Origin of the sequence: Ulvibacterium marinum, from assembly GCF_003626755.1 — a bacterium.
In the GTDB taxonomy this organism is placed as follows: Bacteria; Bacteroidota; Bacteroidia; order Flavobacteriales; family Flavobacteriaceae; genus Ulvibacterium; species Ulvibacterium marinum.
This window is the reverse complement of the sequence record NZ_RBCJ01000001.1, coordinates 1,198,951-1,213,522: the sequence shown is the minus strand read 5'-3', so window position 1 is coordinate 1,213,522 and position 14,572 is coordinate 1,198,951. Positions and strand designations below refer to the sequence as shown.

Below are 14,572 nucleotides of genomic sequence, written 5' to 3'. Positions count from 1 at the left end.
ATAAATAAAAACCACGGCCAACAAAAGCTAAATTGCATTAAAACACAGATAAGCCAAACGTTGTGTATAACTAAGACCAACAAAATGAAAAAAGCAATATTAGTATTGACCGCTGTATTACTGGTTTGCCATATTTCCTTCGGGCAATCGGAGGATTTCACGGTTTACAATGACCTTTCCTACTTGAGCAAGGAATCGGTTTCCAATGACAGTCTTCAAAGATTGAACTTGGTCTTACCTTCAAATAAGGAGAACTATCCGTTATTGATATGGATAGGTGGGGGTGCTTGGTCCTATGGGGATAGAAATCAAGAAATGGATCTGGCCAAAAGGTTCGCAGCACAGGGAATTGCCGTAGCAAGTATTGGACATAGATTGAGCCCTGCCACATGGCGCGATTCAACTTTAGATAAAGGAATCCAGCATCCAAGACACATTGAAGATGTGGCAGCATCCGTTAAATGGTTGCACGATAATGCCGATACCTACGGGTATGATAAAGGAGCTTTTTTTATCGGGGGATATTCCTCTGGAGCTCATTTGTCCGCATTAATAAGTTTGGACAATACCTATTTAAACCAAGTAGGCCTTTCCATTGAAATATTCAAAGGGGTAATACCGATTTCAGGAACCTATGATATCGTTGATTACCATAATGTATTTTTGAACGGGGGTAGGCCGGAACTTGCCAAGCTACATGTTGAAGCTGTTTTCGGTAGCACAGACAAAGACTTTAAAAATGCCTCGCCCGTAACCTACCTCAAAAATTTATCGATTCCTATGCTGCTCATCAGCGACAATACTTTGTACAATTACTCAAAGCTTTTTGAGGAAAAAATACGCGAAACGGAGTTTAGGGATATGCAAGTTTTATATAGCTATGATCTATCACATGGCGAATTGTGGAAAAATATATCACTTTCAGAAAAAAGTATCTACAGGGCGGTAATCGTAAACTTCATCAAAACACTATTTGGAAATGGTTAACGGCACACTTCATAAGGTTGTCTACTTTTAGTGTGCACGTAAAAGATCTATAGATTATATGATCTGTATGCCTATGTTGTGAGTAATTGATTAAAAAATGAAGAATCCTTTTTTACAAGAAATATTTGATCCAACCATATTTTCTTCAGAAGAGCTGAAAATTCTTGGTCCTAAATTCAAAAAAATAACTTTGAAGAAAGGTGATGTTTTGTTGAGGAGTGGAGAAAAAGTTTCATATACACACTATGTCCATATAGGCTGTTTAAGATGCTACTTTATTGATGAATTTGGTAAAGATCACACCTTGCAGTTTGCTATCAAAGATTGGTGGATTAGTGATTACACTGCTTTTTTCTCGGGGACCAAGGCCATGATGAATATTGAATGTATTAAAGATACTACGCTATATAGGTTGTCTAGAAAAAATATGGAACAATTGTATCTTGATATTCCGGCTTTTGAGACCTTTTTTAGAAAAAAACTGGAAAAGAGAATGGAAGCCTTTCACAGAAGAACCCTTAATAATTTAGCGTTTCCTGCTAAAGATAGGTACTTATCTTTTGTCAAAACTTACCCTAGGATAGAACAACAAGTCAAAAACTACCACATAGCTTCATACTTGGGAATTACAACTGAGAGCCTTAGTAGAATCAGAAAAGAAATCGCTCAGTAATCGTTTCTTACCATACATCAATTTTTTTGAGAGGTGTATAGCTCAATTTTGCAGTGTAATTAAATCATTATAAAATGAAAAAAGCACTCATTGCATTATTAAGTTCTGCTTTTCTTTTCTCTTGTGGGAATAAGACAAAAGGAAGTACGGTTTCAAATCAAGAAAAAAATACCAAACAAGAAAAAAGAGAAACAATGAAAAGGATTTTGTTCGTAATTACAAGTCATGATAAATTGGGTACTACAGGCGACAAAACCGGGGTTTGGCTTGAAGAGTTTACTGGCCCATATTACTTTTTAAAGGATAAAGGCGTTGTTATTACGCTAGCCTCACCCAAAGGTGGCAAACCTCCTATTGACCCTAAAAGTGAATTACCAGACTTCCAGACTTCTTCCACTAAAAGGTTCAATGAAGATAAGGAAGCGCAGAACGTGTTTTCTAAAACCATTAAATTGGAAACCGCCAAGCAAACGGATTATGATGCTGTTTTCTACACTGGTGGATACGGTCCATTATGGGATTTAGCCGATAATGAAAAATCAATAGCTTTAATAGAAGGTTTCTACAATAGCAATAAACCAGTAGCTTCCGTTTGTCATGGTCCAGCCATCTTTAAGAACACCAAGGATTTAGAGGATAAACCACTTGTAGCTGGAAAAAAGGTAACGGCATATTCAAATTCTGAAGAGGCAGCAATTGATTTTACGAATGTTGTCCCGTTTTCGGTAGAAGACGTGTTAAAGGAAAATGGTGGAATTTATTCGAAAGGGGCCGATTGGAATCCTTATGCAGTTGAAGACGGGTTATTGGTTACCGGTCAAAATCCTGCTTCTTCCGAGTTGGTAGCTGAACTTCTACTGGAAAAACTGAATTAATATCATCCATTAAAAAAAATAAAGCCGCATAATGGGAAATACAATTTTAACAACCCATTAAAGCAACGGGATAGGAAAGTAATTACTCGTAATTTTCACAAAAAGGCTGGAATGTGATTGCCGCAATGCGCAAACCTAAAGCAGGGCAAGATCTTATACCAAATGAAAGTCTTGTCCTAGAGACTCTTGATGTTAAAAAAAGGAAACGATTGAACAAGCCATCGCAAAGGTGTCGCCAAATTTGGAAAAATTGATGTCTTTTTAAATAACACCGAATATGGAGTGACTGGAACACTGGAAGCTGCCACAACCGATCAAGTCAGAGGACAGTATAATGTTACCTTTTTTGAGGCAATTGATTGTATAAAGTCAATTCTTCCTTATTTTAAGAAAAACAAAAGAGGAACAATTATAAATTAGGACAGCTTAAAACGCATATTTCTGAATTTTAAGCTGAATCGGATTGATGGGCTACCGCATTTTTGTTAATTTGATTCACTTAACAACTAACGCTCGATAAACCATGAAAAAACCATCTTTTACGGTAATCCTCGCTTTTGGTATGTTTTTATCATTTCAACTTTCGCATGCGCAAATAGATTTTTCCAAACACGTATTGGTAAATGGTACAGCCGACAAATGGTGGGCAAGGAGTCATGCCGATGTGAATAATGATGGGCTCCTGGATTTTTTCGTGATCCATAACAATGCTAACGGAGGGGCCCTTCTATGGTATGAGACCGTACCCGGTTTCGGGGAATCCAAAAAACACCTTATTGCGGAAACCGGCCCCGAAGGGAAAAAGTTTGCCGCCGGCGACCTGGCATCCGGCGATATTGACAATGATGGGGATATTGATGTTTTGGGACCCGTAAGCCCTGGTGAATGGGGCGGTTCCAGTGAACCGCTTACACTATACTGGTATGAAAACCCTGGGTGGGAAGCTCATAAAATTGCCGTGTTCCCCTCTTTTGTCAAGGACTTTGATTTGGAAGACCTCAATGGTGATGGAAAACTGGACGTGGCGGGCACCACCCATCATTCGCGAAGATTGTTCGTATATCGTCAAGACAATCCTGATAGCTGGAGCAAAGCCACAGAAGTTTATGTAGAACACCTCCATGAAGGGCAACATGTTGGAGATGTGGACGGGGACGGGGATCTGGACGTCGTTTCCACCGCTTTTTGGTTTAAAAATCCCGGAGGCGATATGACCGGCGTTTGGTCGGTAAAATCCATTGACCCGTATTGGAACAGTGATGATGGGTATGATTGGATCCATAATTCCACAAAAATTTTCTGTGCGGATATTGATGGGGACCAACGCGATGAAGTCTTTATCTCCTGCTCAGAAAAATTTCGTACGCGCGTGGCCTGGTACGACCTTGATCCGGACTGCGGCGACCAGTGGGTAAAACACGAAATAGGAACCAACGCCTTTGCGCATACCTTACAGGTGGGCGATATGGATAACGATGGCGACTTGGACGTACTATCGGGTAACAATGGAGATCAAGGGTACCCTGAGACAAGTCCCGTAATCCTTTTTTTACAAGGCGAAGGGGAATCGGGTGGGCCTATTTGGCAGGAGCAAATATTGACCATGGAGGGCGCCTACAATTCCTATATAGGGGATGTTGAAGGTGATGGCGATCTGGATTTTTTCCGGTATGCTGGTCATGAAGGAAAATCCTATGAACTCTGGTTAAACAAAACGGTAGATAAATAAGAGCGACCCACTTTTCAATGTGGTTGTTTTAAACTAGCGCTATTCCTTGTCTTGTGTTCTCCCGGGGCTTTATGATTGCCGTAAAACGTATAGGATAGGCCTTGCCAAATCATGGGTAATTTGTTTACCTTTAAGCTATACCTAATCACACCAAACTTTTATCAGCCATACTCCCTCAGAAGCGGGAATTAATACAATCGATATGATAGAAATTGATAATCCGGCATTTAATTACGACAAATATGGCCAACAATATTCAGGTCATAGACAAACAGATCCGAGAATAGCTGAATTTGTTTTTAAAGAATTGGCTGAATCAACCGCCATTCTTAATGTTGGAGCCGGTTCAGGGTCATACGAACCGGATAATAAATATGTAGTAGCTGTTGAACCTTCAATAGTTATGCGGAATCAAAGAATTGTAAATAACAAAGTTCCGGCGATTAATGCAAAAGCGGACTCTTTGCCCTTTGACGACGATTCTTTTGATACCTCTATGGCAATGGTCACCGTTCATCATTGGCCGGATATAAAAAAAGGATTAAGTGAACTTAAAAGGGTTTCAAGGAAAAAAGTTGTTATCATGACTTTCGACCCAGGTCGTCTGGACTATTTTTGGAACGCCGAATACTTCCCCGAAGTCATTGAAATAGAAAAAAAGAGATATCCCACAAACGACTTTATTATGGAGTGTCTTGGAGGAAACTGTGATATTATTTCAATTCCCATTCCTTTCGATTGTGTAGATGGATTTCAGGAGGCTTTTTATGGTCGTCCAGAAGCATTTTTAAACAAGGAAGTACGACTAAATCAATCTGCTTGGGGATTCTTACCTGATGGAACGGAAGAGGAAATCGTTAAAAGATTAGCCGATGATTTAGCGTCGGGGAATTGGGATAAAAAATATGGTAAACACAGAGAGCTAAAAGAATTTACCTGTGCATTAGAATTAATTGTTGCCAGGTACTGACATGACGCATAAACCAAATGAATTTAATAACTAAAAAAGGGGGTTGGGCTACTTGATTGAAACAGAAAGGTTAGGGCTTCGGAAACTTACTAGAGAAGATGCCGACCCACTTCATGAAATATTGAGTGATGCCGAGGTGATGCAGTATTATCCGGCAACTTATAATTTGGATGCGGTAAAAGATTGGATAGGTCGAAGTATGGACAGTTACCAAAAAAATGGATTTGGACTATGGGCCGTTATCCTAAAGGAATCCAGAAATTTCATAGGACAATGTGGTATTAGTTTACAAAATATAGATGGAGTATACGTCCCGGAAATTGGCTACCATATCCACAAATTATATTGGAACCAAGGTTATGCCACAGAGGCCGCCAAGACCTCCCTTGCGTACGGGTTTCAAAACTTCGGCTTTGAAAGCATCTTCATTCATACCTATATCAAAAACAGTCCTGCACAACGTATCGCCGAAAAAATTGGAATGAAAAAAATAAAGGAATATGACAAGCACTTTAGTGCTCATAATCTGATTTGGAGACTAGTCGTATATGAAATGATCAAGAATGAATTCATGTCCGCCTAATACGAAACCGTTGGCCGGGCCATAACGCAAACACATATGAAAAAAATAGCATATCTGCTTACCCTTGGATTAATTGCTTTTAGCTGCAAGGGTCAAAAAAAAGAACAAAAACAGCCGACCGAATCGGAAAAAGAGACCACTGAAGTAAGACAGCTAAGTCCGTTTGAAAAAATGGAGGAAGAAAGTCTAAAAACGGAGTTTATCGGTATTGCTACTTCCCAAGGCATGGATAAAGACCTATTTCCCATAACATCAACAGGCGTTTCTACCCTTCCCATAAAATTGGCCGGTGAAGAATTCCTAAAATCCCTTGGCCCGGAACAATTGGAAAAAACACAATTTGATATCCAGGACGATGAATGGCGCAAATGGTGCAATGTGGACAATGGCATCTATATGCGACAAGGCATAAGCCTTAAGGAAATGGATCAGGAACAACGAAAATTGGCTTTCGAGCTCATGCAAAATGCATTAAGCGCAAAAGGATTGCAATTGAGCAAGGATATCATGAAAACAGACCAAACACTTCGTGAATTGAACAACGGCAACCCTATCTACGATGAAGAGCTCTATTTTTTTACCATTATGGGCAACCCATCCCTGACCGAACCTTGGGGCTGGCAAATAGACGGTCACCATTTGGTTATAAATTATTTCATCTTGGGAGACCAGGTAGTAATGACCCCGACTTTTATGGGAGGTGAACCGATAATAACGACTTCGGGAAAATATAAGGGCAATACGATTTTTCAGGATGAACAAAATTTGGGTCTAAAGTTTATGCAATCCCTCCCCGTGGAACTACAAAAGGAAGCCACTTTGTCTACGGAAAAAGTGGATAATGATATCCGGGCAGAAGCATTTTCGGATAATGTTATTGTGGATTTCCAAGGGTTGCCCGTAAGCAAGATGTCCGAAAAACAAAAAGTAGCGTTATTGGACTTGGCCAATCAATATATTTCAAATATGCGCGAGGGACACGCCAAGGTAAAGATGGAAGACATCAAAAAGCATATGAATGAAACCTACTTTGCCTGGGTAGGGCAAACGGATGAAAATGCCGTATTTTATTATCGCATCCATAGCCCAGTGGTTCTTATAGAATTCGATCATCAAGGACCGATCGGTATACAAGGAAATGGTAGACAACCCACAAGAAATCATATACATACCATTGTACGAACCCCCAATGGAAACGATTACGGAAAAGATTATTTAAGACAACATTTGGAAAAGCACCATCATTAAACAACAGCCATCGATATTGGTCTTTCCTAACTGGGGCCGAAAGCGCAAATGGAAACGATTACAATACATAAAATATGAAAGAAAAAGAAATCATCCGGAACGGGGAAGGTGAAAACTATAACTATTCCCAAGATCATTGCTTCATCAAGCTTTCTTCCCACAGGACCAATGGGGAGCTAAGCTTTGTTGAGGACACCTTAAAACCGGGCTTTTATTTGGGGCGGCATCACCACAAATTAATGACGGAGGTCTTTTATATTCTTGAAGGAGAAGTTGAATTAATTTTTGACGATGAATCGATTACGGCAGGGCCAGGAGATACCGTTACCGTTCCCCCAAATGTTTGGCATACCGCCAGATGTGAGAAGGGAGGCAAAATGCTTACGATATTTAAAAATGGCCAATTTGATCTGTATTTGGAAAAACTATCAAAACTATCCGACAGTGATTTTGCGGATACGGAACTTATGAAGTCCATTTCTGCCGAATTTGATATTTATGAGGAATAAAAATGTACAAGACAATAGGCTGCCAAGTCGAACTGCCGTAAACTATTTGGATAATACAAAAGTAATGGAACTGAATTTGGGGAATCCAAAAAATGGATGGATTCCGATTACATTTAAATCTACTGATTTTGAATTGGAATTTATTGCCTCAAACATACCCGAAAATCCGATTGACAAACTTTGCGAATCCCTTATTTTATTATTAAATGGAATCGCAACTGAGTTTTGTTGGAATTTGGAACCTGAGTACTACTTCTTTTCACTGGACCCAAAAGAAAAGCGAATCAATCTGATTATTTCGAAAAATAGCAAAACATCGAAAATTCCTAATCCAATTTTTGAATCAATAGGAGATTTCAAGTCCATAATTTTGCCAATGTATCGAAGTTTAAAAAAATTCAATACCTTGGAATTTAATGAAAAGGACTGGACAAAAATTGACCAAAAAAAACTGGATAAGCTAACGGAATTAATAACGCAAAGAAAAAATGGCTGACGGAAGTTTATCGCAATTCAAAGCTACTTTAGCTCGCAAAAAAGCGCGGAAAGATAAAAGCCAAGGAAAATTTGATAGAAAGAAAATGGGCTTTAAAAACCCTGATTCAAAACCAGAATTTAATTTTCCAAAGCTTTCGGAATCTGAATTGGAAAAGGTAAAAATTGATATCCGAAAAAAAATAAAATCTGACAGACGAAATGAATTAATAATTCTCGGAATAGTTTTTATCGCTTTGGCTCTTTTAATCTTATATCTGAATTAAAATCAATATTTGATTCCTAAAAAAAATTGAATAAATAAGCTCACCCATAAATAAAAACCATGGCCAATAAAAATCCAGAAGTCGATGAATACCTTAAGAAGAAAAATCATCCCTTGGAGGCCGAAATCCAAAGAGTCCGGGACATTATTTTAAATACCCATCCCGATATTGAAGAGACCATAAAATGGAGCAGCCCTACCTTTATGTATAAGGGGAACATGGCCTCATACTTTATGAACGCCAAAAAACATGTAAGCCTAATGTTCCACAAGGGAGCGTTGATCAACGACACTACCGGACTACTCCAAGGAGACGGCAAGGAAGCTAGGACGGCAAAATTCGGAAGTATGGAGGACATAGAAAACCACAAAAAGGATTTAGAGAGCGTGGTATTGGCATGGATAAAGATGCGGGATGATTCGTGATAAAAGCATCCCATAATCCACAAGCGGAATTATCACGACAATGAATACAAAACCTTAGCGGGACATAAAAAAACAATAGGCTTATGAAAGTAGTAAGAACGCCGGAAGACCGATTTGAAAATTTACCCGACTACAACTTTCCGGGTAACTATGTGGAGGTAGAAAAAGGTTTACGACTTCATTATTTGGATGAAGGTGATAAGGAGAAGCCTACGGTACTTCTTCTACATGGAGAACCTAGTTGGTCCTATCTCTATCGCAAGATGATTCCAGTGCTTTCAAAGGACTTTCGGGTAATTGCCCCCGACCTCATCGGGTTTGGTAAATCGGACAAGCCAATCCATCAGCAGGATTACTCATATCAAAAGCATATGGATTGGATTTCGACATTTATCCAGAAACTGGACCTTAAGGATATGGTCCTTTTTTGTCAGGACTGGGGCGGATTAATCGGTCTACGATTGATTACCGAAATGGAAGATCTCTTTGCAATGGTTATCGCCTCCAATACTACTTTGCCTACTGGCAAAACTCCTATGCCCGAAAGCTTTTTAAAGTGGAGAGCCTATTCACAACATTCACCGGGATTTAACATTGGCAAGGTCATAGAAATGGGCACCTTACAGCCACTTACCGAAGAGGTCATGGCAGTCTACAATGCCCCGTTCCCCTCTGAGGAATACAAGGCTGGGGCCAGAATCTTTCCAATGTTGGTCCCAATCGATCATGATGATCCCGAAGCTGTTAAAAATCGGCAAGCCTGGGAAAAGTTAAGACAATGGGACAAACCCTTCCTAACTATTTTTGGAGATGGAGATGACATTATGAAAGGTGCCGAACAGGTTTTTCAAAATCTGGTGCCTGGGGCCAAAGGCCAAAATCATACCCTTCTAAATGCAGGCCATTTTATTCAGGAAGAAAAGGGTGAAGAACTTGCCGAGCTGTTGGTAGTGTTTTACCGAAGCAATACCACTGACATAAACTAGACCGCATTGAAACCACATCCTATTCAGAACTCCAAGGTAATTTCGATCAAGAACAGGAAGCACGGCGAATGGAAAGCTCAACCTTTACTACCCATCTCAATATACAATCGATTAATTTCTAAACCTTCAAAAAAACAGAGATTATGAGCAATGCTGCTTGGCAATTTGAACATTCGGTCGAATGTAATTCCGACAAATCCTTTGCATGGGCCTTTTGGACCGATGTATCTAATTGGCAACGCCTTGAAGGAAAGGCGGTGGAATGGATAAAGCTCAATGGGCCTTTTGCCATAGGCACTTCAGGTGCTACAAAAACTCCAGGACAGAATCCCTATCACTGGAAAATAACACAACTGGACCCTGAAAGTTCAGCTACAATAGAAATGCATTTGGACGGTGCCGTGTTTTACAATGTGATGATCATGGAGTCAATTGGTTCAGATCGGACCCAAATCACCTAACGCTTGAGTTTAATCGGTGTAAAGGCCGCTGATTTTGCCGAGGGCATGCGAACCTTTGAAGCAAGTGCCCCACAGGGCCTAGCCAAACTGGCAAAGGCCATTGAATCCGCCTATAACGAAATCTGATTTCCAAAACTATACCTGACCTTGATGATACTATAAAAATGGAGGAACTGGATGCCTTATATCTTACCGAAAGAAAAGCCTGGCGGGAATGGCTCCGGAAAAACTTTAATAAAAAAAAAGAAGTCTGGTTGGTGTATCCTAAAAAATCCTCAGGGAAACCCAGAATCGAATACAATACCGCAGTAGAAGAAGCTTTGTGTTATGGTTGGATCGACAGTACCGTTAAATCCTTGGATGGCGACCATACCATACAACGGTTTACCCAAAGACGACCTAAAAGCAGTTATTCCCAAGCCAATAAGGAACGATTGAAATGGTTGTACAAGGAGAATAAGATTCATCTTTCGATAAGGGAAAGTATAAAGGCCATAATTGACCAGGAATTTGAATTTCCTTTGGATATATTGGACGAAATACGAAAGAATCCCATGGCCTGGGAAAACTATCAAAAACTTTCAGATCCGTACAAGAGAATACGGATTGCCTATATTGATAGTGCCCGAAAACGCCCGGAGGAGTTTACAAAAAGGTTGTTGAATTTCATTGCCAAAACAAAGGAAAATAAATTCATAAAGGGGTTTGGAGGAATTGACAAGTATTACTAAGAAAAGAAAGTTCCGAACAACAGGATATCACCAGTTTGGACGGCACTACCCGATTACCACTACTAAGCCCTTCAAATTATTTTACTTCATAGGTCTCCCCGGAAAAGAAAAGGTCGTTTACCTTGGTAAAATTGGAATTGGCCTTTACCTGTTCCGTCAGTGCATCTTCCCTTTCTTCCAGGGTAACATCATCAAAACTCCGAATAATTCCGGTAACTAAGGGATAGGATAAGCGTACCAACATTTGATGTAGTATGGTATCCTGGGCCTTGGCATCGTGTACCAAAATATCTTCCTGGGTAATCCCGTTCTCGCCCAAAGTAACTACTTCCAATTGCAATCCGTTAAGGACCAAACCCTTATCCCGGTCTTTCCCAAAGATCATCGGTTTGCCATGCTCTACGAACAACTGCTGGTCCTCCCGAACCTTTCTATCGGTAAAATGGGAGAAGCAGCCATCATTAAAAATGGGGCAGTTCTGCATTACCTCGATCAAGGAAGTCCCCTTGAAACTTTCAGCGGCGATGAACAAATCCGTCATCTCTTTAGGCGTATTCCCCCCTACCCGGGCAAAAAACCGGGCCCGGGCACCTAATGCCAGTTCACCCGTGGAAAATGGGGGTTGCGTATTCCCATGCGGGGATGATTTTGTCTTTTGTCCCACCAAGGAGGTCGGTGAAAACTGTCCTTTGGTCAACCCATAAATCTCATTATTGAACAAAATCATATTCAAATTTATATTCCTACGAAGAATATGAATTAGGTGATTTCCCCCAATGGCCATACTGTCACCATCTCCCGTAATGACCCATACACTTAGTTGTGGATTTGCCAGTTTCACCCCTGTTGCTATGGCCGGGGCCCTTCCATGAATACTGTGCATGCCGTAAGTATCCATGTAATAGGGGAAACGGGAAGAACAGCCAATGCCCGATATGAAGACCACGTCTTCTTTTTTGACACCAATTTCCGGAAGTGCCTTTTGCATGGCCCTTAAGATTACATAGTCATCGCAACCCGGGCACCAACGCACCTCCTGATCGCTTGCAAAATCCTTGAACGTATATTTCTTTGGAGCAGCTGTTTCCATAATTATTGTATAAGTTGTTTAAACTTCTGTATCAGTTCATCATTACCAAAAGGCAACCCCTGGACCTTGTTGAACTGCAAAAACTTAAATTCGTCAAAATTGGTGCGCAGTACTTTTGCAAATTGGCCATTGTTCAATTCACAGACCACGATTTTATCGAACCTTTTAAGGACCTCCCCTGTATTTCGGGGCAACGGATTAATATAGTTAAAATGGGCCAGGCCAATATCTGTATGACCTTCGCCATGCAATTGCTTTACAGCCGTATGTAGGGAACCATACGTGCCTCCCCAACCGATGACCAACAGATTGCCTGAATCGCTAAATTCGGTTTCCAATTCTGGAATAAAATCTTTGACCCGTTTTACTTTCTCAGATCGTATTTTGGTCATGTAGCCATGGTTCTCCGGTACATAGGAAACGTTTCCGGTAACGCGGTCCTTTTCCAAGCCACCAATGCGGTGTTCCAAACCTTCTGTTCCTGGTATGGCCCAATTCCGCGCCAAGGTGCCCTCATCCCTGTCATAAGGATGCCAATTTTCTTTAACTTCTTCCACCTTATTGCTTTTAATCTCGGGCATTTCGGCTATGGTCTTTATTTTCCATGGGGCTGATCCATTAGCGATATAACCATCCGTCAACAAAACTACCGGGGTCATATGTTCCAGAGTCAATTTTGCGGCTTCATAAGCAAAGTCGAAGCAATTGGCCGGGGTACTGGCGGCAATCACAATGACCGGACTTTCCCCGTTGCGACCATACATGGCCTGCAATAAATCGGATTGTTCCGTTTTTGTAGGTAAACCTGTGGAGGGGCCACCCCGTTGCACATTCACTACTACCAAGGGGAGTTCTATCATCATGGCCAGACCCAAAGCTTCCCCCTTAAGCGCCAAACCTGGGCCAGAAGTTGTGGTAATGGCCAAGTTTCCTGCAAAGGACGCCCCAATTGCCGAAGTGATCCCTGCAATTTCGTCCTCTGCTTGTAGTGTCTTCACACCAAAATGCTTATGTTTTACTAGTTCATGGAGAATATCGGAAGCCGGAGTAATAGGATAAGATCCTAGAAACAAATTTAAATCTGTCTTCTCAGCTGCCGCTAAAAATCCCCAGGCGGTAGCCGTATTGCCTAATAATATGCGATACGTACCCGCTGGCATTTTAGCAGGGGCAATGGTGTATGCATTGGGAATAAGCTCTAAGGTCTCGGCAAAATAGTATCCGGATTTAAGTACCTTGGTATTCGCCTCCGCAATCAACGGTTTATTCTTGAACTTACGATTTAGAAATTCGATGGTATGTTTTGGGGAACGGTGGTACATCCAATATACCATACCTAAGGCGAACATGTTCTTGCTGCGTACAATGCTTTTGTTATCAAGGCCTTGGAGTTCCTTAAGAGCCTCTTTGGTCAATGAAGTCATGGCCACTTCTATGACCCTATAATTTTCCAAGCTACCATCTTCCAGGGGATTGGTTTCGTACTTTGCCTTTTCCAGGTTCTTTCGGGTAAAGGCATCCGTATCCACTATAATGGTATGGCCCGGCTTTACAGCATAAAGATTGGTCTTTAGACCGGCAGGGTTCATGGCCACCAATAAATCTACATTGTCTCCCGGGGTATTTACCGCGATACTTCCGATATGAACCTGGAACCCCGAAACGCCGTACAGACTTCCTTGGGGAGCTCTAATTTCAGCTGGAAAATTGGGGAAGGTAGCCACATCGTTACCGAACATGGCCGAGGTATCCGAAAACTGTGTTCCCGTCAATTGCATACCATCTCCAGAGTCACCAACGAAACGGACCACAACGGCTTCCAAGACTTTATTTTCCTGGTCCGCATATTCAAATATAAGAGGCTTTTTGGCCATATAAAAAAACAAAAAGAGGTTAGTAAATAGCGCTCAAAAATAATCTCGCCCTTTTCCTGTAAATATGATTTTTATCATTAATTACCCATGAGTATAGCCCTAAATTTACACATCTTAATGCTAAAAACAGAGAAAAATGGCTATCATTATAACAGACGAATGCATTAACTGTGATGCCTGTATTTCAGAATGTCCTAATACGGCGATTTACGAACCCGATCAAGAGTGGTCCTACGCGGATGAAACCGAATTGAACGGCATGGTCACCTTGCCCTCCAATGGAGAAGAGGTAGATGCCGATACCGAAAACGAACCCATATCCGAGGAGTTTTATTTTATAGTACCGGATAAGTGCACGGAATGTGAAGGATTTCATGATGAGCCGCAATGTGCCTCTGTTTGTCCAGTGGACTGTTGTGTGCCCGATGACAATCATGTTGAAACGGAAGAACAACTACTGGCGAAGAAGGCTTGGTTGTATGATGAATAACTTCTTTGTCAAAGGTTTCTTTCAATTTTTGCCATCCAAAGTTTTAACGCTCTAGTTAATCGACATGATGTCATAAAACCACCATCGATTTGATAGTTTCGATGGTGGTTTTTTGTTGCCCCTTATGTCGGGACATCCCAACAGTTTTCCTGATAAATATCATGTTATGAGAGTACTACG

The 14,572-nt window shown here is 40.9% G+C and carries 18 protein-coding genes and 1 pseudogene; 17 read left to right on the top strand and 2 right to left on the bottom strand.

Going from position 1 to position 14,572, the window contains the following annotated elements:
• Positions 1-84 precede the first annotated feature (84 nt).
• The 16 genes and pseudogenes from D7Z94_RS05215 (at position 85) to D7Z94_RS05145 (ending at position 10,938) form a co-directional block, all read left to right on the top strand.
• Entirely contained in the window at positions 85-987 is a 903-nt protein-coding gene (locus D7Z94_RS05215; protein ID WP_158594583.1) for an alpha/beta hydrolase, read from the top strand.
• Between the two features lie 97 nt (positions 988-1,084).
• Positions 1,085-1,660, top strand: coding sequence for a Crp/Fnr family transcriptional regulator (locus D7Z94_RS05210; protein ID WP_120710439.1), 576 nt, complete (start codon positions 1,085-1,087; stop codon positions 1,658-1,660).
• A 74-nt stretch (positions 1,661-1,734) separates the two neighbouring features.
• Positions 1,735-2,535, top strand: coding sequence for a type 1 glutamine amidotransferase domain-containing protein (locus D7Z94_RS05205; protein ID WP_120710438.1), 801 nt, complete (start codon positions 1,735-1,737; stop codon positions 2,533-2,535).
• 243 nt (positions 2,536-2,778) lie between these two features.
• Positions 2,779-2,955 (top strand): annotated as a pseudogene (locus D7Z94_RS26170) (short-chain dehydrogenase/reductase); the annotation flags it as partial.
• 103 nt (positions 2,956-3,058) lie between these two features.
• Positions 3,059-4,264, top strand: a complete 1,206-nt coding sequence (locus D7Z94_RS05195; protein ID WP_120710436.1) for an FG-GAP repeat domain-containing protein — start codon at positions 3,059-3,061, stop codon at positions 4,262-4,264.
• Between the two features lie 202 nt (positions 4,265-4,466).
• Positions 4,467-5,234, top strand: coding sequence for a class I SAM-dependent methyltransferase (locus D7Z94_RS05190; RefSeq protein WP_170158834.1), 768 nt, complete (start codon positions 4,467-4,469; stop codon positions 5,232-5,234).
• Between the two features lie 43 nt (positions 5,235-5,277).
• The gene (locus D7Z94_RS05185) at positions 5,278-5,817 is read left to right on the top strand and encodes a GNAT family N-acetyltransferase (protein WP_211341742.1); all 540 of its coding nucleotides are present in this window, start codon (positions 5,278-5,280) and stop codon (positions 5,815-5,817) included.
• Positions 5,818-5,853: 36 nt separating this feature from the next.
• Complete coding sequence (locus D7Z94_RS05180; protein WP_120710435.1) at positions 5,854-7,065, top strand: DUF3500 domain-containing protein; 1,212 nt, start codon at positions 5,854-5,856, stop codon at positions 7,063-7,065.
• A gap of 74 nt (positions 7,066-7,139) precedes the next feature.
• A complete protein-coding gene (locus D7Z94_RS05175; RefSeq protein ID WP_120710434.1) occupies positions 7,140-7,574 on the top strand; it encodes a cupin domain-containing protein in 435 nt (144 codons plus the stop codon).
• Entirely contained in the window at positions 7,564-8,070 is a 507-nt protein-coding gene (locus tag D7Z94_RS05170; protein ID WP_120710433.1) for a hypothetical protein, read from the top strand. The genes D7Z94_RS05175 and D7Z94_RS05170 overlap by 11 nt, the downstream gene beginning before the upstream one ends.
• Positions 8,063-8,335: a hypothetical protein gene (locus D7Z94_RS05165; RefSeq protein ID WP_120710432.1), complete on the top strand. Its 273-nt coding sequence runs from the start codon at positions 8,063-8,065 to the stop codon at positions 8,333-8,335. Before D7Z94_RS05170 ends, D7Z94_RS05165 begins: the two co-directional genes overlap by 8 nt.
• Before the next feature lie 59 nt (positions 8,336-8,394).
• Positions 8,395-8,760 (top strand): DUF1801 domain-containing protein, encoded by a 366-nt coding sequence (locus D7Z94_RS05160; RefSeq protein WP_120710431.1) that lies wholly within the window; start codon positions 8,395-8,397, stop codon positions 8,758-8,760.
• An 83-nt stretch (positions 8,761-8,843) separates the two neighbouring features.
• Entirely contained in the window at positions 8,844-9,746 is a 903-nt protein-coding gene (locus D7Z94_RS05155; RefSeq protein WP_120710430.1) for a haloalkane dehalogenase, read from the top strand.
• A 143-nt stretch (positions 9,747-9,889) separates the two neighbouring features.
• Positions 9,890-10,207: an SRPBCC family protein gene (locus tag D7Z94_RS05150; protein WP_120710429.1), complete on the top strand. Its 318-nt coding sequence runs from the start codon at positions 9,890-9,892 to the stop codon at positions 10,205-10,207.
• A gap of 3 nt (positions 10,208-10,210) precedes the next feature.
• Positions 10,211-10,333: a hypothetical protein gene (locus D7Z94_RS26075; RefSeq protein ID WP_262696923.1), complete on the top strand. Its 123-nt coding sequence runs from the start codon at positions 10,211-10,213 to the stop codon at positions 10,331-10,333.
• Positions 10,334-10,371: 38 nt separating this feature from the next.
• Positions 10,372-10,938, top strand: coding sequence for a YdeI/OmpD-associated family protein (locus tag D7Z94_RS05145; RefSeq protein ID WP_120710428.1), 567 nt, complete (start codon positions 10,372-10,374; stop codon positions 10,936-10,938).
• 76 nt (positions 10,939-11,014) lie between these two features.
• Here D7Z94_RS05145 and D7Z94_RS05140 read toward each other — a convergent pair whose 3' ends face one another.
• Both D7Z94_RS05140 and D7Z94_RS05135 read right to left on the bottom strand, forming a co-directional pair.
• Positions 11,015-12,028, bottom strand: coding sequence for a 2-oxoacid:ferredoxin oxidoreductase subunit beta (locus D7Z94_RS05140; protein ID WP_120710427.1), 1,014 nt, complete (start codon positions 12,026-12,028; stop codon positions 11,015-11,017).
• A gap of 2 nt (positions 12,029-12,030) precedes the next feature.
• Positions 12,031-13,902 (bottom strand): 2-oxoacid:acceptor oxidoreductase subunit alpha, encoded by a 1,872-nt coding sequence (locus D7Z94_RS05135; protein WP_120710426.1) that lies wholly within the window; start codon positions 13,900-13,902, stop codon positions 12,031-12,033.
• 136 nt (positions 13,903-14,038) lie between these two features.
• Between D7Z94_RS05135 and D7Z94_RS05130 the strand changes: the two genes are divergently transcribed.
• Entirely contained in the window at positions 14,039-14,392 is a 354-nt protein-coding gene (locus tag D7Z94_RS05130) for a 4Fe-4S dicluster domain-containing protein (RefSeq protein WP_120710425.1), read from the top strand.
• Positions 14,393-14,572: the final 180 nt, after the last annotated feature.

What these genes read in the sequence shown, in the direction of transcription:
- D7Z94_RS05190 (WP_170158834.1), top strand. Translation starts at nt 4,467, where the DNA reads ATGATAGAAATTGATAATCCGGCATTTAATTACGACAAATATGGCCAA.
- D7Z94_RS05145 (WP_120710428.1), top strand. Translation starts at nt 10,372, where the DNA reads ATGGAGGAACTGGATGCCTTATATCTTACCGAAAGAAAAGCCTGGCGG.
- D7Z94_RS05215 (WP_158594583.1), top strand. Translation starts at nt 85, where the DNA reads ATGAAAAAAGCAATATTAGTATTGACCGCTGTATTACTGGTTTGCCAT.
- D7Z94_RS05165 (WP_120710432.1), top strand. Translation starts at nt 8,063, where the DNA reads ATGGCTGACGGAAGTTTATCGCAATTCAAAGCTACTTTAGCTCGCAAA.
- D7Z94_RS05210 (WP_120710439.1), top strand. Translation starts at nt 1,085, where the DNA reads ATGAAGAATCCTTTTTTACAAGAAATATTTGATCCAACCATATTTTCT.
- D7Z94_RS05205 (WP_120710438.1), top strand. Translation starts at nt 1,735, where the DNA reads ATGAAAAAAGCACTCATTGCATTATTAAGTTCTGCTTTTCTTTTCTCT.
- D7Z94_RS05135 (WP_120710426.1), bottom strand. Translation starts at nt 13,902, where the DNA reads ATGGCCAAAAAGCCTCTTATATTTGAATATGCGGACCAGGAAAATAAA.
- D7Z94_RS05140 (WP_120710427.1), bottom strand. Translation starts at nt 12,028, where the DNA reads ATGGAAACAGCTGCTCCAAAGAAATATACGTTCAAGGATTTTGCAAGC.
- D7Z94_RS05170 (WP_120710433.1), top strand. Translation starts at nt 7,564, where the DNA reads ATGAGGAATAAAAATGTACAAGACAATAGGCTGCCAAGTCGAACTGCC.
- D7Z94_RS05130 (WP_120710425.1), top strand. Translation starts at nt 14,039, where the DNA reads ATGGCTATCATTATAACAGACGAATGCATTAACTGTGATGCCTGTATT.
- D7Z94_RS05195 (WP_120710436.1), top strand. Translation starts at nt 3,059, where the DNA reads ATGAAAAAACCATCTTTTACGGTAATCCTCGCTTTTGGTATGTTTTTA.
- D7Z94_RS05180 (WP_120710435.1), top strand. Translation starts at nt 5,854, where the DNA reads ATGAAAAAAATAGCATATCTGCTTACCCTTGGATTAATTGCTTTTAGC.
- D7Z94_RS05155 (WP_120710430.1), top strand. Translation starts at nt 8,844, where the DNA reads ATGAAAGTAGTAAGAACGCCGGAAGACCGATTTGAAAATTTACCCGAC.
- D7Z94_RS05160 (WP_120710431.1), top strand. Translation starts at nt 8,395, where the DNA reads ATGGCCAATAAAAATCCAGAAGTCGATGAATACCTTAAGAAGAAAAAT.
- D7Z94_RS05150 (WP_120710429.1), top strand. Translation starts at nt 9,890, where the DNA reads ATGAGCAATGCTGCTTGGCAATTTGAACATTCGGTCGAATGTAATTCC.
- D7Z94_RS05175 (WP_120710434.1), top strand. Translation starts at nt 7,140, where the DNA reads ATGAAAGAAAAAGAAATCATCCGGAACGGGGAAGGTGAAAACTATAAC.